This window comes from Pseudomonas sp. B23(2017) (assembly GCF_002113725.1).
Classification (GTDB): Bacteria; Pseudomonadota; Gammaproteobacteria; order Pseudomonadales; family Pseudomonadaceae; genus Aquipseudomonas; species Aquipseudomonas putida_Z.
The window spans coordinates 461,652-483,826 of record NZ_NEJM01000001.1; the positions used below are offsets into that span (position 1 = coordinate 461,652).

General features: G+C 65.7%; 21 protein-coding genes and 1 other RNA gene. 10 read left to right on the forward strand and 12 right to left on the reverse strand.

Annotated features, from left to right (window positions below; genetic code table 11):
- Positions 1-54 precede the first annotated feature (54 nt).
- A complete protein-coding gene (locus CAG46_RS02050; RefSeq protein WP_015272225.1) occupies positions 55-525 on the reverse strand; it encodes an Lrp/AsnC family transcriptional regulator in 471 nt (156 codons plus the stop codon).
- A gap of 126 nt (positions 526-651) precedes the next feature.
- Here CAG46_RS02050 and CAG46_RS02055 point away from each other — a divergent pair, with 126 nt between their 5' ends.
- From CAG46_RS02055 to CAG46_RS02065, 3 genes are all read left to right on the forward strand, one after another.
- Positions 652-957, forward strand: a complete 306-nt coding sequence (locus CAG46_RS02055; protein WP_085615874.1) for a hypothetical protein — start codon at positions 652-654, stop codon at positions 955-957.
- 206 nt (positions 958-1,163) lie between these two features.
- Positions 1,164-2,849, forward strand: coding sequence for a GspE/PulE family protein (locus tag CAG46_RS02060; RefSeq protein ID WP_085615876.1), 1,686 nt, complete (start codon positions 1,164-1,166; stop codon positions 2,847-2,849).
- 89 nt (positions 2,850-2,938) lie between these two features.
- Entirely contained in the window at positions 2,939-3,253 is a 315-nt protein-coding gene (locus CAG46_RS02065; protein ID WP_003259356.1) for a DUF2388 domain-containing protein, read from the forward strand.
- A gap of 119 nt (positions 3,254-3,372) precedes the next feature.
- On the opposite strand, the gene gcvP is transcribed toward CAG46_RS02065, so the two are convergent.
- The 10 genes from gcvP to CAG46_RS02115 form a co-directional block, all read right to left on the reverse strand.
- On the reverse strand, positions 3,373-6,246 hold the full coding sequence (gcvP, locus tag CAG46_RS02070) for an aminomethyl-transferring glycine dehydrogenase (RefSeq protein WP_085615878.1): 2,874 nt from the start codon (positions 6,244-6,246) through the stop codon (positions 3,373-3,375).
- 194 nt (positions 6,247-6,440) lie between these two features.
- Positions 6,441-6,824 (reverse strand): glycine cleavage system protein GcvH, encoded by a 384-nt coding sequence (gene gcvH / locus CAG46_RS02075; RefSeq protein WP_046613622.1) that lies wholly within the window; start codon positions 6,822-6,824, stop codon positions 6,441-6,443.
- A gap of 51 nt (positions 6,825-6,875) precedes the next feature.
- Positions 6,876-7,958 (reverse strand): glycine cleavage system aminomethyltransferase GcvT, encoded by a 1,083-nt coding sequence (gcvT, locus tag CAG46_RS02080; protein ID WP_085615880.1) that lies wholly within the window; start codon positions 7,956-7,958, stop codon positions 6,876-6,878.
- Between the two features lie 125 nt (positions 7,959-8,083).
- The gene (locus CAG46_RS02085; RefSeq protein ID WP_085615882.1) at positions 8,084-9,706 is read right to left on the reverse strand and encodes an iron ABC transporter permease; all 1,623 of its coding nucleotides are present in this window, start codon (positions 9,704-9,706) and stop codon (positions 8,084-8,086) included.
- Between the two features lie 160 nt (positions 9,707-9,866).
- A complete protein-coding gene (locus tag CAG46_RS02090) occupies positions 9,867-10,868 on the reverse strand; it encodes an extracellular solute-binding protein (RefSeq protein ID WP_085615884.1) in 1,002 nt (333 codons plus the stop codon).
- Positions 10,869-11,070: 202 nt separating this feature from the next.
- Positions 11,071-12,288, reverse strand: coding sequence for a 2-octaprenyl-3-methyl-6-methoxy-1,4-benzoquinol hydroxylase (locus CAG46_RS02095; RefSeq protein WP_167506578.1), 1,218 nt, complete (start codon positions 12,286-12,288; stop codon positions 11,071-11,073).
- A gap of 9 nt (positions 12,289-12,297) precedes the next feature.
- Complete coding sequence (locus tag CAG46_RS02100; protein WP_085615886.1) at positions 12,298-12,783, reverse strand: DUF4442 domain-containing protein; 486 nt, start codon at positions 12,781-12,783, stop codon at positions 12,298-12,300.
- Complete coding sequence (gene ubiH, locus CAG46_RS02105; protein WP_085615888.1) at positions 12,780-13,979, reverse strand: 2-octaprenyl-6-methoxyphenyl hydroxylase; 1,200 nt, start codon at positions 13,977-13,979, stop codon at positions 12,780-12,782. The genes CAG46_RS02100 and ubiH overlap by 4 nt, the downstream gene beginning before the upstream one ends.
- Positions 13,976-15,310 carry a Xaa-Pro aminopeptidase gene (gene pepP / locus CAG46_RS02110; RefSeq protein ID WP_025341052.1) on the reverse strand — a complete coding sequence of 445 codons (1,335 nt, stop codon included), beginning with the start codon at positions 15,308-15,310 and terminating at the stop codon, positions 13,976-13,978. The genes ubiH and pepP overlap by 4 nt, the downstream gene beginning before the upstream one ends.
- A gap of 21 nt (positions 15,311-15,331) precedes the next feature.
- Positions 15,332-15,886, reverse strand: a complete 555-nt coding sequence (locus CAG46_RS02115) for a YecA family protein (RefSeq protein WP_003259367.1) — start codon at positions 15,884-15,886, stop codon at positions 15,332-15,334.
- A 181-nt stretch (positions 15,887-16,067) separates the two neighbouring features.
- On the opposite strand from CAG46_RS02115, the gene CAG46_RS02120 reads away from it, so the two are divergent.
- The 4 genes from CAG46_RS02120 (at position 16,068) to CAG46_RS02135 (ending at position 17,452) form a co-directional block, all read left to right on the forward strand.
- Positions 16,068-16,250 (forward strand): TIGR02449 family protein, encoded by a 183-nt coding sequence (locus tag CAG46_RS02120; protein WP_029886233.1) that lies wholly within the window; start codon positions 16,068-16,070, stop codon positions 16,248-16,250.
- Positions 16,247-16,567, forward strand: a complete 321-nt coding sequence (locus CAG46_RS02125; RefSeq protein WP_003259368.1) for a cell division protein ZapA — start codon at positions 16,247-16,249, stop codon at positions 16,565-16,567. The genes CAG46_RS02120 and CAG46_RS02125 overlap by 4 nt, the downstream gene beginning before the upstream one ends.
- Before the next feature lie 17 nt (positions 16,568-16,584).
- A non-coding RNA gene (ssrS, locus tag CAG46_RS02130) (6S RNA) lies at positions 16,585-16,764 on the forward strand.
- 79 nt (positions 16,765-16,843) lie between these two features.
- The gene (locus tag CAG46_RS02135) at positions 16,844-17,452 is read left to right on the forward strand and encodes a 5-formyltetrahydrofolate cyclo-ligase (protein ID WP_003259369.1); all 609 of its coding nucleotides are present in this window, start codon (positions 16,844-16,846) and stop codon (positions 17,450-17,452) included.
- A gap of 18 nt (positions 17,453-17,470) precedes the next feature.
- On the opposite strand, the gene CAG46_RS28850 is transcribed toward CAG46_RS02135, so the two are convergent.
- Positions 17,471-17,623 (reverse strand): hypothetical protein, encoded by a 153-nt coding sequence (locus CAG46_RS28850; protein WP_013974724.1) that lies wholly within the window; start codon positions 17,621-17,623, stop codon positions 17,471-17,473.
- 178 nt (positions 17,624-17,801) lie between these two features.
- Between CAG46_RS28850 and CAG46_RS02140 the strand changes: the two genes are divergently transcribed.
- The 3 genes from CAG46_RS02140 (at position 17,802) to rbbA (ending at position 22,175) form a co-directional block, all read left to right on the forward strand.
- The gene (locus CAG46_RS02140; RefSeq protein ID WP_085615890.1) at positions 17,802-18,251 is read left to right on the forward strand and encodes an EVE domain-containing protein; all 450 of its coding nucleotides are present in this window, start codon (positions 17,802-17,804) and stop codon (positions 18,249-18,251) included.
- A 247-nt stretch (positions 18,252-18,498) separates the two neighbouring features.
- Positions 18,499-19,458 (forward strand): HlyD family secretion protein, encoded by a 960-nt coding sequence (locus CAG46_RS02145; RefSeq protein ID WP_085615892.1) that lies wholly within the window; start codon positions 18,499-18,501, stop codon positions 19,456-19,458.
- A complete protein-coding gene (gene rbbA / locus CAG46_RS02150; RefSeq protein ID WP_085615894.1) occupies positions 19,455-22,175 on the forward strand; it encodes a ribosome-associated ATPase/putative transporter RbbA in 2,721 nt (906 codons plus the stop codon). The genes CAG46_RS02145 and rbbA overlap by 4 nt, the downstream gene beginning before the upstream one ends.

Sequence of the window (22,175 nt, forward strand, 5' to 3'; positions counted from 1 at the left end):
GCTGCTCTCTGGCTCACTGATAACCCTGTGGGAGCGGGTTTACCCGCGAATGCCTCAACGCGACAGTGGCAGGCTGGTGGTGGACTTGATTTCAGACAGCGCCACGATCGAGTTCACCTCCTGTATCCCCGGCACGTTCGACAGTTTTTCGAAGAAGAACCGTTCATAAGCCTCGATATCCGGGGTGACGATGCGCAACAGAAAGTCCACCGACCCCATCAGCACATAACACTCCAGCACCTCCGGAAACCCGCGGATTGCGTCGGTGAACTCGGTGAAGTTGGAGCGCCCGTGGGCGTTCAGTTTTACCTCGGCGAATATCTGCGTGTTCAGGCCGACCTTCTTGCGGTCCAGCAAGGTCACCTGCCCGCGAATCACCCCCTCCTCCTTCAACCGCTGGATACGCCGCCAGCACGGCGATTGCGACAGCCCCACGCGTTCGGCGATCTGCGCGCTGGACAGCGAAGCGTCCTCCTGCAGCAGTTCGAGGATACGGCGGTCGTAGGCGTCCAGCTCGCTGTGCATCAATAATTCTCCAGAACAGTACTTCATGAATAGAGCAATTCGCCAATGCAGCGAAATGATCAAATCATAGCGAAAAAATACCGCCACCAACGTGCAAGAATTTCTCCCACATTTGCGGAGACCAGCATGAACGCACAGCCCCGTACCGACGCCTGGGCCGCCAGCAGCGCCCACAGCACCGTGCACTATCGCCTGCAGGCCGAGGCCGAGCCTGACAGCCTGTGCCGGGTGCTCAACCTGTTTGCCCTGCAGTTCCTGACCCCGCACAGCGTGCAGGTCAGCCAACAGGATGACTGGCTGGATATCGAGGTCGGCATCGGCGGCCTGAGCTGGCACCGGGCCGAGGTGATTGGGCAGAAACTGCGTAACCTGGTGTGTGTGGGTGAAGTGAGCCTGAGCAACCTGCAGCGGGTGGAGCTGGCGGTGGTCTGAGCCATCCGCTTTGGCCCCTTCGCGGGCTCGCCCGCTCCCACAGGATTACCACCGACCTCAGCCCTGTGGTGTACCTGTGGGAGCGGGCGAGCCCGCGAAGAGGCCAGTACAGGCACTGCAAGATTCCGAAACCTTTCACCCTCGGTAACCCTCCCTCGCCCGGCTAGCCTTGATCAGCACTCCCCTATCAGGCACGGACGCCAACCATGCACACCCCCGACAACCCGGCACTCGACCTCAAGCGCGTGCTCCAGGCCCTGCTCGCCGACCAGCACCTGCACGCCAACGACACCCTGCAGGTACTCGAGCACGCCGCCAATTACCCCACCGCCCACCCGCTGGAACAGATCGCCGCCTGCGCCCTGGAAGACCGCCGACACCCTGGCCAGCCCCTGGACCTGGACCGCCTCTGCCAATGGCTGGCCAACAAGGTCGGCCAGCCCTACCTGCGCATCGACCCGCTGCAACTGGACCTGCCCCAGGTCACCGGCCTGATATCCCCGGCCTTCGCCCAGCGCCACGGCATTCTTATCGTCGCCGCCGACGCATCCAGCGTCACCGTCGCCAGCGCCCAGCCCTACCAGGACGACTGGCTGGCCGACCTCACCCGCAGCCTGGGCCGGCCGATCCATCGCGTGCTGGCCAACCCGCAGCAGGTCCGCCAGGCAGGGCAGTCGTTCCACCGCCTGGCCCAATCGGTAAAGGGCGCGCAACACCAGCAGTCAGCCAGCCTGGGCGAACTCGAACAGCTGCTGGAGCTGGGCAAGCGCCAGGCCGAGGCCAGTGCGGACGACGCGCACATCGTGCATATCGTCGACTGGCTGCTGCAGTACGCCATCGAGCAACGCGCCAGCGATATCCACCTGGAACCACGCCGCGAGCAGGGCCAGCTGCGCTACCGCATCGACGGCCTGCTGCACAACGTCTATGCCTTCCCCGCCGGGGTGACCCTGGCGCTGGTCAGCCGCCTGAAACACCTGGGGCGCATGGACGTCGCGGAAAAGCGCCGGCCGCAGGATGGCCGGCTGCAAAGCCGCCTGCCTGGCGGCGGCGAGGTGGAACTGCGGCTGTCGACCTTGCCGACCCCGTTCGGCGAAAAACTGGTGCTGCGCCTGTTCGACCCGCAACAGCTGCAAGAAGGCTTCGACCGGCTGGGCCTGGATGGGCCACAACTGGACCAGTGGCAAGGCCTGCTGCGCCAGCGCCAGGGCATCATCCTGGTCACCGGCCCCACCGGGTCCGGCAAGACCAGCACGCTGTACGCCAGCCTCAAGCTGCTGGCCACGCCGCAGGTCAACCTGTGCACCATCGAAGACCCGATCGAGCGCCTGGATCCCACCTTCAACCAGCTGCAGGTGCAGCCCGCCCTGGACCTGGGTTTCGCCAACGGTGTGCGGGCCATGCTGCGCCAGGACCCGGACATCATCATGATCGGCGAAATCCGTGACCGCGAGACCGCCCTGGTGGCGGTGCAGGCAGCCCTGACCGGGCACCTGGTGCTGTCGACCCTGCATACCAACGACGCCTGTGGCGCGATCACCCGCCTGCAGGAACTGGGTGTGGCCGACTACCTGATCAAGGCAACGCTGGTGGGGGTAATGGCCCAGCGGTTGGTGCGCACACTGTGCGCGGATTGCCGGGGTGGTGCAGCGCTGCCCGAAGGCCAGCCGTGCCGTACCTGTCGTGGCACGGGGTTCCATGGCCGCACAGGGTTGTTCGAGCTGCTGGTGCCCAGCGACAGCCTGCGCGCCCTGATAGGCCCGGGCAGCGATCTGGCCAGTTTGCGGCGCCAGGCCGTGGCCGATGGCTTGCTCGATCTGCGCCGCTGCGGCGAAGCCAAGGTAGCCTGCGGGCACACCCGCCAAGAGGAAGTGCTACGGGCCTGTTCCTGAGCAAAAATCCTTTGTATTCAAGGAACTTGCCCCCCTGTGGCAGGATCAAACCGCGCATCTTCAACCCTCACCCTTCGAGGTGTTTCAACATGCGTTTCAAAACCGCCATCGCTGCCGCTGCCTTGCTTTCGCTGCCTATCGGCTCGGCCATGGCCGATACCTTCTGGCGTAACGTGATGACTACCGGTGCTACCACGGCATCGAGCTACCTGACTTCCGGGGATCACAAGCTGGTGATGGCGGCGCAGGATGACGCCGGCAGCTTCGTGGCCAGCGAAGGCGCGATCCGCGGGCCGTTCCTTGAAGCGGCGATTCGCCAGGCCCGCGCGGAGAACCCGGGGATGCAGGCTTCCGACATGGAACTGGCCAATGCCATCCTGGCCAAGAATGCAGTAGCCGAGTAACCGCGTCGCCTGCTTCGCGGGTAAACCCGCTCCCACAGGTACTGCACAGTATTCAAAACTTGTACAAGCCCTGTGGGAGCGGGTTTACCCGCGAAGAGGCCGGCACAGGCAAACCACAATTAGCGGTAAGCCTCCACCGGCACACAAGCACAGAACAGATTCCTGTCCCCATACACGTTGTCGACCCGGTTCACCGCTGGCCAGTACTTGTGCTGGCGCACGTGAGCACTGGGCGCCACCGCCTGTTCCAGGCTGTAGGGCCTGTCCCACACCGCCAGCACATCGGCCAGGGTATGCGGCGCATGCTTGAGCGGGTTGTTCTCCGCCGGCCAGTTGCCCTCCTGCACTTCGCCAATTTCCGCCCGAATCGCCAGCATCGCTTCAACAAAGCGGTCCAACTCGGCCTTCGACTCACTCTCGGTCGGCTCGACCATCAGCGTGCCCGGAACCGGGAACGACATGGTCGGCGCGTGGAAGCCATAGTCCATCAGGCGCTTGGCCACGTCCTCTTCGCTGATGCCGGTCAGCGCCTTCAGCGGCCGCAGGTCGAGAATGCACTCATGCGCCACCCGCTGGTTGCGCCCGCGGTAGAGCACCGGGAAGGCGCCACCCAGCTGGCTGGCCAGGTAATTGGCCGAGAGGATCGCCACCTCGCTGGCATCGGCCAGCTGCGGCCCCATCATGGCTATGTACATCCAACTGATCGGCAGGATGCTCGCACTGCCCCAGGGCGCCGCACTGACCGCGCTGTTGTTCGGGTCCAGGCCGGGTACCGGCACCACCGGGTGGCTGGCGACGAACGGCTTGAGGTGCGCGCGAATGCCGATCGGGCCCATGCCCGGGCCGCCACCACCGTGGGGAATGCAGAAGGTCTTGTGCAGGTTCATGTGTGAAACGTCGGCGCCGATATCCGCCGGCCGCGCCAGGCCCACCTGGGCATTGAGGTTGGCGCCATCCATGTACACCTGGCCACCGTGCTGGTGGACCTCTTCGCAGATTTCGCGAATCCCCTCTTCATACACGCCGTGGGTCGAAGGGTAAGTGATCATCAGGCACGACAACCGATCCCCGGCCGAGTGGGCCTTGGCCTTGAGGTCGGCCAGGTCGACGTTGCCATCGTCGTCGCAATCGACGATCACCACCTCCATACCGGCCATTTGCGCCGACGCCGGGTTGGTGCCGTGGGCCGACGACGGGATCAGGCACAGCGTGCGTTGCGGCTGGTGGCGGCTACGGTGGTAGCGGGTAATGGCCATCAGGCCGGCGTACTCGCCCTGGGCACCGGAGTTGGGCTGCATGCAGATGGCATCGAAGCCGGTAATGGCGCACAGCCAGCTTTCCAGTTCGTCGATCATCGCCTTGTAGCCGGTGGCCTGGGCCGCCGGGGCAAACGGGTGCAGCTGGGCAAAGCCAGGCCAGGTGATGGGGATCATCTCGCTGGTGGCGTTGAGCTTCATGGTGCACGAACCCAGCGGGATCATCGACTGGTTCAGCGCCAGGTCCTTGTTCTCGAGCTGCTTGAGGTAGCGCAGCATCTCGGTTTCGCTGTGGTGCAGGTTGAACACCGGGTGGGCGAGGAACGGCGTGCGCCGCACCAGGCTGGCGGGGATGCCTTCGGGCAGGGCCAGCTGGTCGAGTGCGGCTATATCCAGGCCGTGGTCCACCCCCAGGAAGATGTCGAACAGGCGCAGCACCGTCTGCTCCGAGCAGGTCTCGTCCAGGCTCACGCCCAGATGCCCGCGGCCAAGGATGCGCAAGTTGATCTGCGCGGCTTCGGCGCTTTCGATGATGGCCACCTGGGCACCGCCGACGTCCAGGGTAAGGGTGTCGAAGAAGTGCTGGTTTAGGCGCTTGATGCCCTTGGCCTCGAGGCCGGCGGCCAGGATGAAGGTCAGCCGGTGCACGCGCTGGGCAATGCGCTGTAGGCCTTCCGGTCCGTGGTACACCGCGTAGAAGCCGGCAATGTTGGCCAGCAGCACCTGGGCCGTGCAGATGTTGGAGTTGGCCTTCTCGCGGCGGATATGCTGCTCGCGGGTCTGCAGGGCCATGCGCAACGCGGTGTTGCCACGGGCATCGCGCGACACGCCAATGATGCGCCCCGGCATGGCTCGCTTGTAGTCATCGCGGCAGGCGAAATAGGCCGCGTGGGGGCCGCCATAGCCCATCGGTACGCCAAAGCGCTGGGTCGAGCCCAGCACCACATCGGCACCCAGCTCCCCAGGCGGTGCCAGCACCACCAGGCTGAGCAGGTCGGCGGCTACGCAGGCCAGGGCATGCTGGCTGTGCAAATGGTCGATTTGCGGGCGCAGGTCGCGCACCTCGCCGTGGGTATCCGGGTACTGCAGCAAGGCCCCGAAAACCGCGTGTTTGCCAAGGTTATCCACAGAGTCGACGATCAGCTCGAAGCCGAAGCCCTCGGCACGGGTCTTGAGTACCGACAGGGTCTGCGGGTGACAGTGCTCGTCGGCAAAGAAGGCATTGCTCTTGTTACGCGCCACCCGCTTGGCCAGGGCCATGGCCTCGGCGGCGGCGGTGGCTTCGTCGAGCAGCGAGGCATTGGCCAGGGCCAGCCCGGTGAGGTCGATGACCATCTGCTGGAAGTTCAGCAGCGCCTCCAGCCGGCCTTGGGCAATCTCGGGCTGATAAGGCGTGTAAGCGGTGTACCAGCCCGGGTTTTCCAGCACGTTGCGCAGGATGACCGTGGGGGTGATGGTGCCGTGGTAGCCCATGCCGATCAGGCTGGTCCAGACCTGGTTCTGCCCGGCGTAACCGGCGAGCTTGGCCAGGGCGGCCTGTTCGTCCAGTGCCGGCGGCAGGTCGAGGGGGCGATTGAGGCGGATGTCTGGCGGTACGGTCTGCTCGATCAGTTCACTGCGGCTGGCGACACCCAGCGCATTGAGCATGGCCTGCTGCTCCGTGGCATCCGGGCCCAGGTGGCGACGCAGGAATGGGTTGAGCTCTTGCAGTTGATGCAGGGATGGCGACTGGGACATGACGACGCTCTCTTCCTGGAACAGCTCTCATGGAGACTTACAAGTCTAGGAAGGGATTGCCGATTCTGCGGGGAAAGTTGCTCGCAGGCCCGGCCTCTTCGCGGCTAAAGCCGCTCCCACAGGGACCGCACAGGTATCAGACGCTGTGCAGTCCCTGTTGGAGCGGCTTTAGCCGCGAAGAAGGCGACGCGGTCTTACTCGCCGATGGCGGCTGCGTAACCAGCAGCATCCAGCAGCTTGTCCAGCTCGGCCGGGTTGCTTGGCTTCAGCTTGAAGATCCACGACTCGTAAGGTTCTTCGTTGAGCAGCTCAGGGCTGTCAGCCAGCTCTTCGTTGACCGCGATCACTTCGCCACCGACCGGGGCATAGATGTCCGAGGCGGCCTTGACCGACTCGACCACACCGGCAGCGTCGCCAGCGGCGAATACCTTGCCGACTTCAGCCAGCTCGACGAACACCACGTCACCCAGGGCTTGCTGGGCGTGGTCGCTGATACCCACGGTCACGGTGCCGTCGGCTTCCAGGCGAGCCCACTCGTGGCTTTCGGCAAAACGCAGGTCGGCGGGGATATTGCTCATGTCTTGAATTCCTCGATTGGCTCAGCGGTACGCCCGCCGGTTAAAAATTGTTCAGATCAGGATCTTGCCGTGGCGCACGAAGGTCGGTTTGACCACCCGCACCGGGTACCACTTGCCGCGGATTTCCACCTCGGCCCGGTCGCCGGTGGCCATGGGCACGCGTGCAAGGGCAATGGACTTGCTCAGCGTAGGCGAGAAACTACCACTGGTGATCTCCCCTTCGCCAATCCCGGCTACACGCACCACCTGGTGGGCACGCAGCACGCCGCGCTCTTCCAGCACCAGGCCGACCAGTTTTTCCTGCACGCCGTGCTCGATTTCCGCCAGCAGCCCGGCGCGGCCGATGAAGTCGCGCTCGGCCGGCTCCCAGGCGATGCTCCAGCCCAGGTTGGAGGTAAGCGGGGTGTGGGTTTCGTCGATGTCCTGGCCGTACAGGTTCATGCCGGCTTCCAGGCGCAGGGTATCGCGGGCACCAAGGCCGCTGGGGGCGATACCGGCACCGACCAGGTCGTTGAAGAAAGCCACGGCCTGCTCGCCGGGGAGGATGATCTCCAGGCCGTCTTCACCGGTATAACCGGTGCGGGCAATGAACCAGTCGCCTTCGGCAACGCCTTCGAACGGGCGCAACTCGCGGATCAGCGCGGCACGTGCGGAGCTGAGCAGGGCCGCAACCTTTTCTCGGGCATGCGGGCCCTGGATGGCAAGGATGGCAAGGTCTGGGCGGACCTCGAAGTCCACGGCAAAACCGTCACGCTGCAGCTGCAGCCAGTCGAGCACCTTGGCGCGAGTGGCGGCGTTGGTGACCAGACGATAGCCATCTTCCGTGCGGTAGACGATCAGGTCATCGATCACCCCGCCATGCGCCTGCAGCAGCGGGCTGTAAAGCGCCTTGCCGGTATCGTCGAGACGGGCCACGTCGTTGGCCAGCAGACGCTGCAACCAGGCAGTGGCGTCGCTACCATCGACATCGATCACGGTCATGTGGGAAACATCGAACACCCCGCAATCGCTGCGCACCTGATGGTGCTCCTCGACCTGCGAGCCATAGTGCAGGGGCATGTCCCAGCCACCGAAATCGACCGTCTTGGCGCCAAGCGCCAGGTGCAGGTCATACAAAAGCGTGCGCTGTCCCATGGGTTTCTCCTTCCGGGCGTGGCGAAGCGGCGGCGGTCGATGACGTCGGGTCGTCAGCTCTTCTTGTGTAGGACCCGCCGCGCGAATGCCGCGCATTGTAGCCGCAAGGGCGCGGGCTGGCACCCTCAGTGACTGTGACCGGGTCGACGTGCCGAACGGCGGATCAGGCCGATGACCGGCAGCAGGCCCACCAGCACCAGGGTCAGTGCCGGCAACGATGCACGCGCCCACTCGCCCTCGCTGGTCATCTCGAACACCCTCACCGCCAAGGTGTCCCAGCCGAACGGGCGCATCAGCAAGGTGGCCGGCATTTCCTTGAGCACGTCGACGAACACCAGCAGAGCGGCGCTGAGCGCGCCAGGCACCAGCAGCGGCAGATACACCTTGAAAAACAATCCCGCGCCACCGACGCCCAGGCTGCGGGATGCCTCGGGCAGTGACGGGCGGATCCGCTCCAGGCTGCTCTCCAGCGGCCCGTAGGCCACCGCGATGAAGCGCACCAGGTAGGCCAGCAGCAATGCGGCCAGGCTGCCCAGCAGCAGCGGCTTGCCGGCACCGCCCAGCCAGCTGGACAGCGGGATGACCAGGTGGTTGTCGAGGTAACTGAAGGCCAGCATGATCGACACCGCCAGCACCGAGCCGGGCAAGGCATAGCCCAGGTTGGCCAGGCCTACCCCGGCGCGGATACCGCCCGTCGGCGCCTGGCGCCGGGCAAAGGCCAGCAGCAACGCCACACACACCGTGACCAGCGCCGCCATGCCGCCCAGGTACAGGGTGTGCAGCACCAGGCCGACATAGCGCTCGTCCAAGTCATGCCGGCCGCGCTGCCAGAACCACGCCAGCAGTTGCAGCAGCGGGATGACGAAGGCGCAGGCGAACACCAGCAGGCACCAGCCACTGGCCAGCAATGCCTTGAACCCGCACAGGTGATACAGCGCCTGCCCGCGCGGCCGCTCGTTGCCGCTGCGGCTGGCCCCCCTGGCACGGCGCTCGCCATACAGCACCAGCATCACCGCCAGCAGCAACAGGCTGGCCAGCTGGGCCGCGCTGGACAGGCTGAAGAAGCCGTACCAGGTCTTGTAGATGGCCGTGGTGAAGGTGTCGAAGTTGAACACCGCCACCGCGCCGAAGTCGGCCAGGGTTTCCATCAGGGCCAGGGCAATACCGGCGCCGATCGCGGGCCGTGCCATGGGCAGGGCCACACGCCAGAACGCTTGCAACGGGGACAACCCCAGCACCCGTGCCGCTTCCATCAGGCCCTTGCCCTGGGCCAGGAATGCGCTGCGTGCCAGCAGGTAGACATAGGGGTAGAACACCAGCACCAGGACGACGATCACCCCGCCGGTTGAGCGCACCCGCGGCAGGCGCATCGGCCCGAATACCTCGCGCAGGGCGCTCTGCACCGGGCCGGCGAAGTCCAGCAGGCCGACGAAGACGAACGCCAGCACATAGGCCGGGATGGCGAACGGTAGCATCAGCGCCCAGTCCAGCCAGCGCCGGCCAGGGAACTCGCAGAGGCTGGTCAGCCAGGCCAGGCTGACGCCCAGCACGGTGACGCCGATGCCCACACCCACCACCAGCGTCAGGGTATTGCCCAGCAGGCGAGTCATCTGGGTGTCGAGCAGGTGCGACCAGATCTGCAGGTCGATCGACTGCCAGGACAACAGCAGGACGCTCAGGGGCAGGAGCACCAGGGCGGCGACCAGGGTGACCGGGAGGTACCAGCGGCGTTGGGGGGTGTGGGGCAAGGCTTGATTCTCGATTGCGATGGCGACCGCTGCGCGGTCGTTCGCGGGTGAACCCGCTCCCACAGGATCTGCACTGCCTTTGAGGGTTGTGCGGTCCCTGTGGGAGCGGGTTTACCCGCGAAAGGGCCCTTGCAGGCCCCGGAAGGATAAAGCCTGGCGCTTAGTTCCAGCCAGCCCGATCCATCAAGCGAATCGCTTCAGCCTGGCGCTTGCCGGCGATTTCCACCGGAATGCTGTCAGCCTTGAAGCTGCCCCACGCTGCCACTTCTTCCGATGGTTTGACCTTCGGGTTGGCCGGGAACTCCTGGTTGATGTCGGCGAACAGCTTCTGCGCCTCTTCACCGGTCATCCATTCCACCAGCTTCTTCGCCGCCTCCGGGTGTGGCGCATGCTTGGTCAGGCCGATGCCCGACAGGTTCACGTGCACGCCACGGTCACCCTGGTTGGGCCAGAAGATCTTCACCGGCAGTTTCGGGTTCTGGTTGTGCAGGCGGCCGTAGTAATAGGTGTTGACCACGCCCACGTCGCACTGGCCGGCCTCGATGGCCTGGATCACTGCGTTGTCGTCAGAGAACACGTCGGTGGACAGGTTGTTGACCCAGCCTTTGACGATCTGCTCGGTCTTCGCCTCGCCGTGGGTTTCGATCAGGGTGGCGGTCAGCGACTGGTTGTACACCTTCTTCGCCGTGCGCAGGCACAGGCGGCCTTCCCACTGCTTGTCGGCCAGGGCTTCGTAGGTGCTCAGCTCCTGCGGCTTGACCCGCTCGGTGGAGTAGATGATGGTGCGGGCGCGCAGGCTCAGGCCGGTCCAGTCGTGGGACGAGGCGCGGTACTGCGACGGGATGTTCTGGTCGATGATGTCGGACTTGATCGGCTGCAGGATGCCCATCTGCTCGGCCTGCCACAGGTTGCCGGCATCGACGGTCAGCAGCAGGTCGGCCACGCCGTTTTCGCCCTCGGCCTTGATGCGCTGCATCAGCGGGGCTTCCTTGTCGGTGATGAACTTGATCTTGACCCCGGTCTTGGCGGTATAGGCATCGAACACCGGCTTGATCAGCTCGTCGATGCGCGAGGAGTACACCACCACTTCGTCCGCTGCGTGGGCGGTGCCGCCAAACAGGGTCAGGGCCAGGGCGGCCAGTAGGGGCTTGCGTGGCAACATGGAAAGCACTCCTCGGATCGTATGAGAGGCGCAAATGGTAGTGAATCCCATTTTCCGACTCATCTACATAGGCGTTACCGGATGTTGCAGAGGGGGCTGCTGTGCAGCCCATCGCGACACAAGGCCGCTCCTACAAGAGATTGCGTCCCCCTGTAGGAGCGGCCTTGTGTCGCGAAAGGGCCGCAAAGCGGCCCCGACAATCTCAAGCCTTGGCCAGATCCGGCAGATCACCGCTCAAACCCAGCGCCTGCCGCACGAACAGCGCCTTGGCCTCCGGCATCTGCTCCACCAGCTTCAACCCGCTGTTACGCAACCAGCGCAACGGCAACGGGTTGGCCTGGAACAACCGCTCGAACCCTTCCATCGCCGCCATCAGCGCCAGGTTGTGCGGCATGCGCCGTCGCTCGTAACGGCTCAGTACCTTCACATCCGCCAGCCGCTCGCCACGCTCGCAGGCGTTGACCAGCACCTCGGCCAGCACCGCAGCATCGAGGAAGCCCAGGTTCACGCCCTGCCCGGCCAGCGGGTGAATGGTGTGCGCGGCATCGCCGATCAATGCCAGGCCTTCATCCACATAGCGCTTGGCGTGGCGCTGGCGCAGCGGCACGCACAGCCGCGGGTCGGCCTGCAGCACATCACCCAGGCGCCCCTCGAAAGCCCGCTCCAGGGCTTTCAGGAAGGCCGCTTCATCCAGCGCCATCAACTGCTCGGCATGCTCGGGGGTGGTCGACCACACGATCGAGCACCAGTCCTGCTGGCCATCGCGGGTCAGCGGCAGGAACGCCAGTGGCCCTTCATCGGTGAAGCGCTGCCAGGCCGTGGCTTGGTGCCCGGCGCTGCAACGCACGCTGGTGACGATGGCGTGGTGCAGGTAATCCCACTCGCGGGTTTCGCAGCCGGCCAGGCGCCGCACTGCCGAGTTGGCACCGTCGGCCGCGATCACCAGCGGCGCACGCAACTGGCGGCCATCGGCGAGGGTCAGCAGCCACTCGTCGCCGGAGCGGCGCAGCTGTTCGAGCCGCGCGTTGGGCAGCAGGCCGATGTCGCTGTCATGCAGGCGCTCCAGCAGGCCATCCTGCACCACCCGGTTCTCGACGATGTGGCCGAGCACCTGGGCATGCACGCTGGCCGCCGAGAAGTGAATCTGCCCGGTGCCGCTGCCATCCCACACATGCATGTCCGAGTATGGCGTGGCACGCCGCCGGGCAATGCCATCCCAGGCGCCAAGGCGCTCGAGAATGCGCTGGCTGGCTGCCGACAGCGCGCTGACACGCGGCTCGAACGGGGCCTGGGCATCGAACGGCTTGACCGTCAGCGGGCCGCCGTCGAGCAAGAGGATTTGCAAGCCACTGTGGCGCAACGCCAGGGCCAGGGCGCTGCCGACCATACCGGCACCGACAATCAACAGATCTGCGCGCATTTCCATGCCTTACGCCAGCCTCGCTTGCGGCTTGAGCCGCACATATAGGGTTTTATCGACCCGCGCCACCAGCTCGCCGGCGCCGTCGCGGATATCGACCTGCAAACGCGGCAGGCACTTCTTGCCGGTGGCGGTCTGCTGGCGGATTTCGTCCAGCAGCGCGTCATCGACGTGGAGTTCGGCATACACCGGGCCTTTGCCCGGCGAAATGAAATCGATGCTGGCAGCCTTGTCCCAGACGATGTAGTCACGCCCCAGCTGCTCGATCAACAGCAGCATGTAGAACGGGTCGACCATGCCGTACAGGCTGCCGCCGCATTGGGTGCCGACGTAGTTGCGGTTCCAGCGGGTCAGTTTCATCGCCACCTTGACGCTGCGCAGGTCCGGGCTGATGTGCTGCACGCGGATGCCAGCCCCGAGGTGCGGCGGGAACAGGTTCAGCCGCCAGCGCAACAGGCACGCCCGGCGCGCCAGCCTGCGCGCGTCGTCACTCATGCCTGACCTCGCGGATCGGGGCGGGTGCCCAGGCCCATGGCCTGGCGGGCGAACCAGCTTTTGGCCGGTGGCAGCAGGTCGAGCCCGAGCAGGCCAAGGTTGCGCCCGGCAGCCAGCAATGGCTGGCTGCTGCCGAACAGGCGGGTGACCTGGTCGGAAAAACCGATGGTCATGGCCTGGTCCAGGCGCTGGCGCTGGTGGTAGCCCTGCAACGTGGTCAGGTCGCCAGGCTGCTGCGGCCCGGCCAGCAGCGCCTCGGCCAGCGCCTGCACGTCACGCAGCGACAGGTTGAAGCCCTGGCCGGCAATGGGGTGCAGGCTGTGCGCGGCGTTGCCCAGCACCACCAGATGCGGCCGCACCTGCTCCTGGGCCTCGATCAGCGACAGTGGGTAGAGGTGCCGCGCGCCGACCTGGCGCAAGGCGCCCAGGCGATAGCCGAACACGCCCTGAAGCTCGCGCAGGAAACTGCGCTCGTCGATGTCGGCCAGGCGTCGCGCGTCCATGCCCTGGCGGGTCCAGACCAGCGCGCAGCGGTTATCCGGCAGCGGCAGCAGGGCCATGGGGCCTTCTTCGGTGAAACGCTCGAAGGCCTGGCCACCGTGGGCCTCGCCCGGGGTGATATTGGCGATCAGCGCGCTCTGCTGGTAGGGCGTGTGGCGCACATGGATGCCCAGCTGTTCGCGCAGGCCGGAGCGGCCACCGTCGGCCAGTACCGCCAGGTCGCACTCCAGCTGGGTGTCGTCGTTCAGCAGCAGGCGGTAGCCACCGTCGATGGCCTGCATCGCGGTCACCTCCGCCGGGCAGCGCCAGCTCACCACCTCGCTGTCCAGCCCTTGCCACAGGCACTGGCCCAGCCAGGCGTTTTCCACCACGTAGCCAAGCGCCGGCACGCCCTCTTCCAGGGCATCCAGGCGGGTGGCGCCGAAGCGGCCGCGGTCGGATACGTGAATCTGCCGGATCGGCTCGGCGCGATGGCCGATGGCCTGCCACAGGCCCAGCTGCTGGTAGATCTGCTGGGTACCGAACGACAGTGCCGACGAACGTGCGTCGTAGCTGGGCTGGAAGCTGTCACCGGGGGCGAAGGGCTCGATCAGCAGGATCTTCCAGCCTCGCGCCTTGGCCCCCGCCTGCAGGGCCAGGGCCAGGCTCGCGCCCACCAGGCCGCCACCGATGATCGCCAGGTTTACCCGATTCATGCCGCGTCCTTGCGGGCGGCCTGCATCAGCGCCTCGATCTCGGCGACCGTGCGCGGCACGCCCGAAGTCAGGATTTCACAACCTTGCCTGGTCACTACCACATCGTCCTCGATCCTTACACCAATGCCGCGCCATTTCTTGGCCACGGCCTGATTGTCGGCGCCTATGTAGATGCCCGGCTCGACGGTCAGCGCCATGCCGGGTTCAAGCACCCGCCACTCGCCGCCCACCTTGTACTCGCCCACATCGTGCACATCCATGCCCAGCCAGTGCCCGGCGCGGTGCATGTAGAAGGCACGATAGGCCTCGCTGTCGATCAGCGCCTGCACCTCGCCCGTCAGCAGGCCCAGTTCCACCAGGCCCTCGGTGATGACCCGCACGGTCGCCTCATGGGCGTGGTTCCAGTGCTTGCCGGGGGCGATTTCGGCAAACGCCGCGGCCTGGGCCTTGAGCACCAGCTCGTAGATGGCCTTCTGCTCGGGCGAAAAGCGCCCGCTGACCGGGAAGGTACGGGTGATGTCGCTGGCGTAGCAGTCGATCTCGCAGCCGGCGTCGATCAGCACCAGGTCGCCATCCTTGAGCGGGGCGTCGTTCTGCTGATAGTGCAGGATGCAGCCATTGCGCCCGGCCGCGACGATAGAGCCGTAGGCCGGCATCTTCGCCCCGCCCTTGCGGAACTCGTAGTCCAGCTCGGCTTCCAGGCTGTATTCGTGCAACCCGGCCCGGCAGGCCTGCATGGCCCGCACGTGGGCCCGCGCCGAGATGTCTGCGGCAGCGCGCATCACCTTCACTTCCGCTGCCGATTTATACAGGCGCATGTCGTGCAGCAGATGATCCAGCGCAACGAACTCGTTCGGCGGCTGGGCGCCCAGGCGGGCCTTGGAGCGGATCACGTTGATCCAGTCCATCAGCCGGCGGTCGAACTCGGGGTTGCTGCCCATGGCGCTGTACACCCGCTCACGGCCTTCGATCAGGCCCGGCAGGATCTCGTCGATGTCGGTGATGGGGAAGGCATCGTCTGCACCAAAATCGCGCACCGCACCTTCCTGGCCGGCCCGCAGACCATCCCACAGCTCGCGCTCGGGGTTGCGTTCACGGCAGAACAGCACGTATTCGCCATGCTCGCGCCCCGGGATCAGCGCAATCACCGCTTCCGGCTCGGGGAAACCGCTGAGGTACTGGAAGTCACTGTCCTGGCGGTAAACGTGCTCGACGTCGCGGTTGCGGATGGCAACCGCGGCGGCGGGCAGGATGGCGATGCTGTTGGGGACCATCTGCGCCATCAGCGCCTTGCGCCGACGGGCATACTCGGCCTTGGGAATGTGGCTCATGGGCAGACTACCCCTGGTTGATCAGTGCAGCGATGGCTTGGGTGCGGGGGCGGCCGGCTTGGCCAGCTCGGAGAACAGCAGCAACGGCGCCACGCGCAGGTATTCCATGACTTCCATGTAGTCGCTCTCGCCGTCCTCGGACTCCTCGAGGGCTTCCTGGACCTGGGAAATCGCCACCAGGTCCTGCAGCACTTCCTTGGCCTCGTCGGACAGGTCCTTGCCACCGGCATTCAGGCCGAAACCGGTAATGAAGCCTTGGCACCACTGGCCCAGCGCGGTGGCGCGGTCGCTCAGGGCGGCGTCGTCGGAAGGCAGCAGCAGGACGATGGCCATGTCGTCGCTGGTCAGCTCGCCCTTGACCATTTCCTGCAGGCCGACCAGGGCGTTGCGCACGGTGTCACCGGGCTCGGTTTCCAGCAGCTGGGCGGCATCGGCCAGCCAGCCGTCGGCGTCGAAGCCGGCACCGGCGCAGCTGCGGCCGATCAGCAGGCCGTGCAGTTCGGCCGGGGTGACAGGATGACCATTGCTGGACAGCAGCATGGCGAAGGCGATGTAGGGCGATTGGGTATTGGGCATGGGCAGCTAGGCGCCAGACGGCGCAATGACTAGAATGGAGACCTTGTATCCTAGCACCGGCAGGCGCGCCAAGACCATCGGCACTGGCCGTCGCCGCCCAGAGAGAGGCATCATCGCCAGGTGACTCAACGACGGAGCGAATCGAGTGCAACCCACGCAAGAGAACGACCTGCAGGCACTGATGAGCCGATTCGAGTTGCTGATCGAACGTGTCGAGCAACTAAAACGGCAAAATGCACTCCTAGTAGCTCAGGAAAAATCCTGGCGCGAAGAGCGCGCCCACCTCATCGAAAAGAACGAGATCGCCAAGCGCAAGGTCGAGTCGATGATTTTACGCCTCAAGGCTCTGGAGCAAGACTCATGAGTTCAAGCAATAGCGTCACCGTGCAGATCCTCGACAAGGAATATTCGATCATCTGCCCGCCGGAAGAGCGCAACAACCTGGTCAGCGCCGCGCGCTACCTGGACGGCAAGATGCGCGAGATCCGCAGCAGCGGCAAGGTGATCGGCGCCGACCGCATCGCGGTCATGGCAGCGTTGAACATCACCCACGAAATGCTGCACCGCCAGGAAGACCGCAACGATGCCCCGGCAGGCGGCACCACCCGCGAACAGGTGCGCGACCTGCTGGAACGGGTCGACCAGGCACTGTCCGACGACGCGGATACCAAAATCGGCTGAGATTGGTATACTGGCGCCACTCCCTGGGGGATGCGCCAGTCGGTTATGTCCCTGAGCCGATACGCACAACCACGGGGGTTGCACGCTGGGGCCGGTGTGCATGTCCGCCCGACGGAAAGCCTTAACGCCCCCTGCAATCTCCACCTTGAACTTTCGGGTTCAAGGGCTACACCGATAGCGGTCTTATCGGGGAGCCTGAATTCTCTTGCCCGCCCCTTCCGGCGGGCAATTCGTTTTGGCCGACCACGTCGGCCAGCACCTGGGATCGCCCGTGCCATGACCGACACCGCGCAGCTCACCCGCCCCCAGCTCCGTCGCCTGCTCCGCAATGCCCGCCGCGCCCTTACCCCTGCCCAGCAACGCCAGGCCGCCCTTGGCCTGTACCGCCAGCTGGCGCAGCACCCGCTGTTCCGACGCGCCCGGCACATTGCCCTGTACCTGCCCAACGACGGCGAGATCGACCCTTACCTGCTGCTGCGCGAGGCCCAGCGCCGCGGCAAGCGCACCTACTTGCCGGTGCTGCACGCCTGGCCGCGCACGCGCATGGTGTTCCAGCGCTTCGAGCAGGGCGAGAAGCTCAAGCCCAACCGCTTTCGCATTCCCGAGCCGGTCACCGAGCGCAAGCGCCAGCGCCCGATCTGGTCGCTGGACCTGATCCTGCTACCGTTGGTCGGTTTCGACGAAGTGGGCGGTCGCCTGGGAATGGGCGGTGGTTTCTATGATCGCAGCCTGGCCTACCAGGCACGTCGCCAGACCTGGAAAAAACCATTGCTGTTGGGGCTGGCACATGAATGCCAGAAGGTCGAGCGGCTGGCTCAGGCCAGTTGGGATGTACCGCTGCAGGGGACGGTCTCGGACCGTGGCTGGTACCTGGCGCCGCGTTGAGCGGCGCCGGCGGGGGCATCAACGTTGCGGCTGGCTGGCGTCGACCGGCATCTGATAGGCGTTGTCCAGCTTGCGCTCCCAGATCCCTTGCGCATAACCGGTCGTGACCACACCCAGGCCGAAAATGAACACCAGGATCCACAGCAGATCCGGCTTGTTACGTTGATTCATCGAAGATTGCCCCCCAGGCAAACTGTTCAGGCTCGGCAATTTTCTGGGTATCGCCGGAGCATCGCGCTTTAAACGGGGCGCATTTTCCGACAACCTGCGTCTGCACGCAAACCTTGACGCCAACCGACTGTCGGTTTCATGCAACAGGTTATTTCAAACCTTTTCAGGAGCAGCACCCATGGCCTACTGGCTGATGAAATCCGAGCCCGACGAGCTCTCCATCGAAGCCCTCGGCCGCCTCGGCGAAGCGCGCTGGGACGGCGTGCGCAACTACCAGGCGCGCAATTTCCTGCGGGCCATGAGCGTTGGCGACGAGTTCTTCTTCTATCACTCCAGCTGCCCGCAGCCGGGCATCGCCGGCATTGCCAAAATCACCCGCGCCGCCTACCCCGACCCGACCGCGCTGGACCCGCAAAGCCACTACTACGATGCCAAGGCCACGGCCGACAAGAACCCGTGGAGCGCGGTGGATGTGGCCCATGTGCAAACCCTGCCACGGGTGCTGGAGTTGGGCTGGCTGAAACAGCAGGCAGGCCTGGCCGAACTGCCGCTGGTGCAGAAGGGCAGCCGCCTGTCGGTGATGCCGGTGACGCCAGAGCAATGGGCGGTGATTGTCGCTTTGCGTTGAAACTGCGGCTAAGGTCAGTCTTTGCACAGTTACTCGGTACTGTGGGAGCGGCCTTGCGTCGCGAAAGGGCTGCGAAGCAGCCCCATAGATTTGTGCAGAGGCGCGAAAATCCTGGGGCCGCGTTGCGGCCCTTTCGCGACACAAGGCCGCTCCCACAGGCACCGCATAAGGACTTTGACCGGCATCAACACATCGCCAATGGCCGCAGGCCATGATGCAGTGTGCATGACCGCAAGGATGCAGACCGATGAACCGATACGCCCCCAGGATCTTCGCCACCGCGCTGATCGCCCTACTCGCAACAGCCGGTGGGCTGGGGTACTGGAAGTCGCTCCACGACCAGCTGCCCGAAGGCCTGAGCATGGGCAACGGCCGCCTGGAAGCCACCGAAGTGCAGATCGCCAGCAAAATCCCCGGCCGCCTGGCCGAAGTGCTGGTCGACGAAGGTGACAAGGTAACTCGCGGCCAGCTGCTGGCGCGCATCGACACCCGTACCATGGAAGCCCAGCGCAGCCAGGCCGAAGCCGAAGTGCTGCGCGCCCGGGAAAACTACGCCGCCGCCCAGGCCAGCGTGCAGCTGCGCCAAAGCGAACTGCTGCTGGCCAGCCAGGAGCTCAAGCGCGTGCGCGAGATCTTCCAGCGCAAATACGCCAGCCAGCAGTTGCTCGACCAACAGCAGGCGCGCTTCGACACGGCCAACGCCGCCGTGGTCGCCGCCCGCGCCCAACTGGCGGCGATCAAGGCCGCCATCGGCGCCGCCGAGGCCCAGGTGGCGCAGCTCACCAGCGAGATCGACGACAGCAGCCTGCGCGCACCGATCGACGGCATCATCCAGCTGCGCCTGGCCGAGCCCGGTGAAGTGCTGGGTGCCGGCGGCCGCGTACTGATGCTGATCGACCCCAGCGACCAGTACATGAACCTCTACTTGCCCGCCTCCACCAGCGGCCGGCTGACCGTCGGCGACCAGGCGCGGATCTTGCTCGACGCCCTGCCCGAGCGGGCGCTGCCAGCGAAGGTGGCCTTTGTCGCGGCCAAGGCCCAGTTCACCCCCAAGCAGGTGGAAACCCGCGACGAGCGGCAGAAGCTGGTGTTCCGGGTCAAGTTGCGCCTGACCGACCCGGGCGCCGTGCCGCAGGCCAAGCCGGGCATGCCAGGCGCCGGCTATGTCCGCACGGCTGAGGTGGACTGGCCGGCCAACCTGCAATGAACGCCCCGGCACTGCTGGCCGAGGGTATCAGCCATCGCTACGGCGACCTGGTGGCCCTGCACCCCCTCGGGTTCAGCCTGCCGGCGGGCACCCGCTGCGCGCTGATCGGCCCTGACGGGGCTGGCAAATCGACCCTGCTGGGGCTGATCGCCGGCGTCAAGCGCCTGCAACAGGGCGAACTGCAGGTGCTGGGTGGCTCGATCCGCCAGCGGCGCCATCGCGCGGCGCTGTACCCGAAAGTGGCGTTCATGCCGCAGGGGCTGGGCAACAACCTGTATCCGGAGCTGTCGATCAGCGAGAACATCCGCTTTTTCGCCACCCTGTTCGGCCTCGGCCGCCGCGAATGCGAACAGCGCATGGCCAACCTGCTGCAGGCCACCGACCTGCAGCGCTTTGCCGAGCGCCCGGCGGGCAAGCTGTCGGGCGGCATGAAACAGAAGCTGGGCCTGTGCTGCGCGCTGATCCACGAGCCGGACCTGCTGATCCTCGACGAGCCGACCACCGGCGTCGACCCACTGTCACGGCGGCGTTTCTGGGAGCTGGTCGAACAGGTGCGCGCGCAGCGCCCGCAACTGACCCTGCTGGTGGCCACCGCCTACATGGAGGAGGCCGAACAGTTCGAGCATTGCCTGATGCTCGATGGCGGCCGCCTGCTGGCCGCCGGCCCCAGCCATGAACTTGCCGCAGTCACCCCCAGTGGCAAGCTGGACGACGCCTTCACCCATTACCAAGGTGCGGGAAAGGCACAACACCCTCCGCTAATCATTCCACCGCGCCCGGCCACTGACACCTCGGTCGCCATCGAGGCCCACGACCTGACCCTGCGCTTTGGCGATTTCACTGCAGTGAACAAGGTCAGCTTCGCCATTGGCCGCGGGGAGATCTTCGGCTTCCTGGGCTCCAACGGCTGCGGCAAGACCACAACCATGAAAGTGCTCACCGGCCTGATGCCGGCCAGCGAAGGCAGCGCCAGCCTGCTCGGCCGCCCGGTGGATGCCAGCGACCTGGCCACGCGCAAGCGGGTCGGTTTCATGTCGCAGAGTTTTTCGCTGTATGGCGAGCTCAGCACCCGGCAGAACCTGATCCTGCATGCCCGCCTGTTCGACCTGCCCAAGGCCGAGAGCGCCCAGCGTATCGACGAGCTGATCGAGCGCTTCGACCTGGGTGCCATCGCCGACCAGCCATCCGGCGCCCTGCCCCTCGGCCTGCGCCAGCGCCTGTCGCTGGCGGTGGCGGTGCTGCACCGCCCGGAAGTGCTGATCCTCGACGAACCCACCTCCGGCGTCGACCCGGCTGCCCGTGACGACTTCTGGCGCCTGCTGGTGGAGCTGTCACGCGAGCAGGGCGTGACCATTTTCCTTTCTACCCACTTCATGAACGAAGCCCAACGCTGCGACCGCATCTCGCTGATGCATGCAGGCCGGGTACTGGCCTGCGACACGCCGGGTGCCCTGCAACGCCAGTACCAGGGCAACACCCTGGAAGACGCGTTCGTACGCTGCCTGGAACAGGCCCAGGAACTGGCGCCGCAAGCCACCGACAACGCCGTGCTGGAACAGGCCGCCACGCCTGCGCCGGCGCTGCGCCAGGGTTTCAGCCTGCGTCGCCTGCTGGCGGTGGCCAGCCGTGAGGGCAAGGAGCTGCTGCGCGACAAGGTACGCCTGGCCTTCGCCCTGCTGGGGGCGGTGTTCATGATGGTGATCTTCGGCTATGGCATTTCGCTGGATGTGGAAAACCTCGCCTTCGCCGTACACGACCAGGACCAGAGCCCACAAAGCCGGGCCTATCTGGAAGCCTTCCGTGGTTCACGCTATTTCGCCGAACAGGCGCCCATCCGCGATACCCGCGAAATGCACCAGCGCCTGCAGCGCTCGGAAATCAAACTGGCGCTGGAAATCCCCCCCGGCTTTGGCCGCGACCTGTACGCCGGGCGTCAACCGGTGGTGGCTGCCTGGCTCGATGGCGGCATGCCGTTCCGCGCGGAAACCAGCCGCAACTACGTGGAAGCCGTGCATCAGGCCAACCTCGAGCAACTGGCCAAGGCCAGCCCACAGCCGCAGCCGCGCCAGGACCTGGTGCGCCTGGAAACCCGTTTTCGCTACAACCAGGATGTGGTCAGCGTGAACGCCATCGGCCCGGGGGTAATGGCGCTGATCCTGGCCTTCATCCCGGCCATGCTCACCGCGCTGGGTATCGTCCGCGAGAAAGAGCTCGGCTCCATCACCAACTTCTACGCCACACCCCTCACCCGCCTGGAGTTTCTGCTTGGCAAGCAGATGCCCTATCTGGCCGTGAGCCTGGTCAACCTGGCGTTGCTGGTGGCGATGAACCGCTGGCTGTTCGCCGTGCCGCTCAAGGGCAGCGTGCTGGCCCTGGCCTGTGGCGGCGTCGCCTACCTGCTGGCGACCACCAGCCTGGGCCTGCTGATCTCGGCCTTCACCCGCACCCAGATCGCCGCCATCCTGGGCACCATGATCATCACCAGCCTGCCGACCATCCAGTTTTCCGGGCTGATCGTGCCACGCTCGTCGCTGGACGGCGCGGCGGCGGTGATGGGCCAGCTGTTCCCGGCGGGCTACTTCCTCGACATCGCGGTCGGCACCTTCACCAAGGCGCTGGGCCTGCGCGAGCTGTGGCCGCAGTGCCTGATCCTGCTCAGTTTCTTTGTCGTGTTCACTGGCCTGAGCCTGGCCATGCTGAAGAAGCAGGAGGCCTGA

What these genes read in the sequence shown, in the direction of transcription:
- CAG46_RS02050 (WP_015272225.1), bottom strand. Translation starts at nt 525, where the DNA reads ATGCACAGCGAGCTGGACGCCTACGACCGCCGTATCCTCGAACTGCTG.
- CAG46_RS02055 (WP_085615874.1), top strand. Translation starts at nt 652, where the DNA reads ATGAACGCACAGCCCCGTACCGACGCCTGGGCCGCCAGCAGCGCCCAC.
- CAG46_RS02060 (WP_085615876.1), top strand. Translation starts at nt 1,164, where the DNA reads ATGCACACCCCCGACAACCCGGCACTCGACCTCAAGCGCGTGCTCCAG.
- CAG46_RS02065 (WP_003259356.1), top strand. Translation starts at nt 2,939, where the DNA reads ATGCGTTTCAAAACCGCCATCGCTGCCGCTGCCTTGCTTTCGCTGCCT.
- gcvP (WP_085615878.1), bottom strand. Translation starts at nt 6,246, where the DNA reads ATGTCCCAGTCGCCATCCCTGCATCAACTGCAAGAGCTCAACCCATTC.
- gcvH (WP_046613622.1), bottom strand. Translation starts at nt 6,824, where the DNA reads ATGAGCAATATCCCCGCCGACCTGCGTTTTGCCGAAAGCCACGAGTGG.
- gcvT (WP_085615880.1), bottom strand. Translation starts at nt 7,958, where the DNA reads ATGGGACAGCGCACGCTTTTGTATGACCTGCACCTGGCGCTTGGCGCC.
- CAG46_RS02090 (WP_085615884.1), bottom strand. Translation starts at nt 10,868, where the DNA reads ATGTTGCCACGCAAGCCCCTACTGGCCGCCCTGGCCCTGACCCTGTTT.
- CAG46_RS02095 (WP_167506578.1), bottom strand. Translation starts at nt 12,288, where the DNA reads ATGCGCGCAGATCTGTTGATTGTCGGTGCCGGTATGGTCGGCAGCGCC.
- CAG46_RS02100 (WP_085615886.1), bottom strand. Translation starts at nt 12,783, where the DNA reads ATGAGTGACGACGCGCGCAGGCTGGCGCGCCGGGCGTGCCTGTTGCGC.
- ubiH (WP_085615888.1), bottom strand. Translation starts at nt 13,979, where the DNA reads ATGAATCGGGTAAACCTGGCGATCATCGGTGGCGGCCTGGTGGGCGCG.
- pepP (WP_025341052.1), bottom strand. Translation starts at nt 15,310, where the DNA reads ATGAGCCACATTCCCAAGGCCGAGTATGCCCGTCGGCGCAAGGCGCTG.
- CAG46_RS02115 (WP_003259367.1), bottom strand. Translation starts at nt 15,886, where the DNA reads ATGCCCAATACCCAATCGCCCTACATCGCCTTCGCCATGCTGCTGTCC.
- CAG46_RS02120 (WP_029886233.1), top strand. Translation starts at nt 16,068, where the DNA reads ATGAGCCGATTCGAGTTGCTGATCGAACGTGTCGAGCAACTAAAACGG.
- CAG46_RS02125 (WP_003259368.1), top strand. Translation starts at nt 16,247, where the DNA reads ATGAGTTCAAGCAATAGCGTCACCGTGCAGATCCTCGACAAGGAATAT.
- CAG46_RS02135 (WP_003259369.1), top strand. Translation starts at nt 16,844, where the DNA reads ATGACCGACACCGCGCAGCTCACCCGCCCCCAGCTCCGTCGCCTGCTC.
- CAG46_RS28850 (WP_013974724.1), bottom strand. Translation starts at nt 17,623, where the DNA reads ATGAATCAACGTAACAAGCCGGATCTGCTGTGGATCCTGGTGTTCATT.
- CAG46_RS02140 (WP_085615890.1), top strand. Translation starts at nt 17,802, where the DNA reads ATGGCCTACTGGCTGATGAAATCCGAGCCCGACGAGCTCTCCATCGAA.
- CAG46_RS02145 (WP_085615892.1), top strand. Translation starts at nt 18,499, where the DNA reads ATGAACCGATACGCCCCCAGGATCTTCGCCACCGCGCTGATCGCCCTA.
- rbbA (WP_085615894.1), top strand. Translation starts at nt 19,455, where the DNA reads ATGAACGCCCCGGCACTGCTGGCCGAGGGTATCAGCCATCGCTACGGC.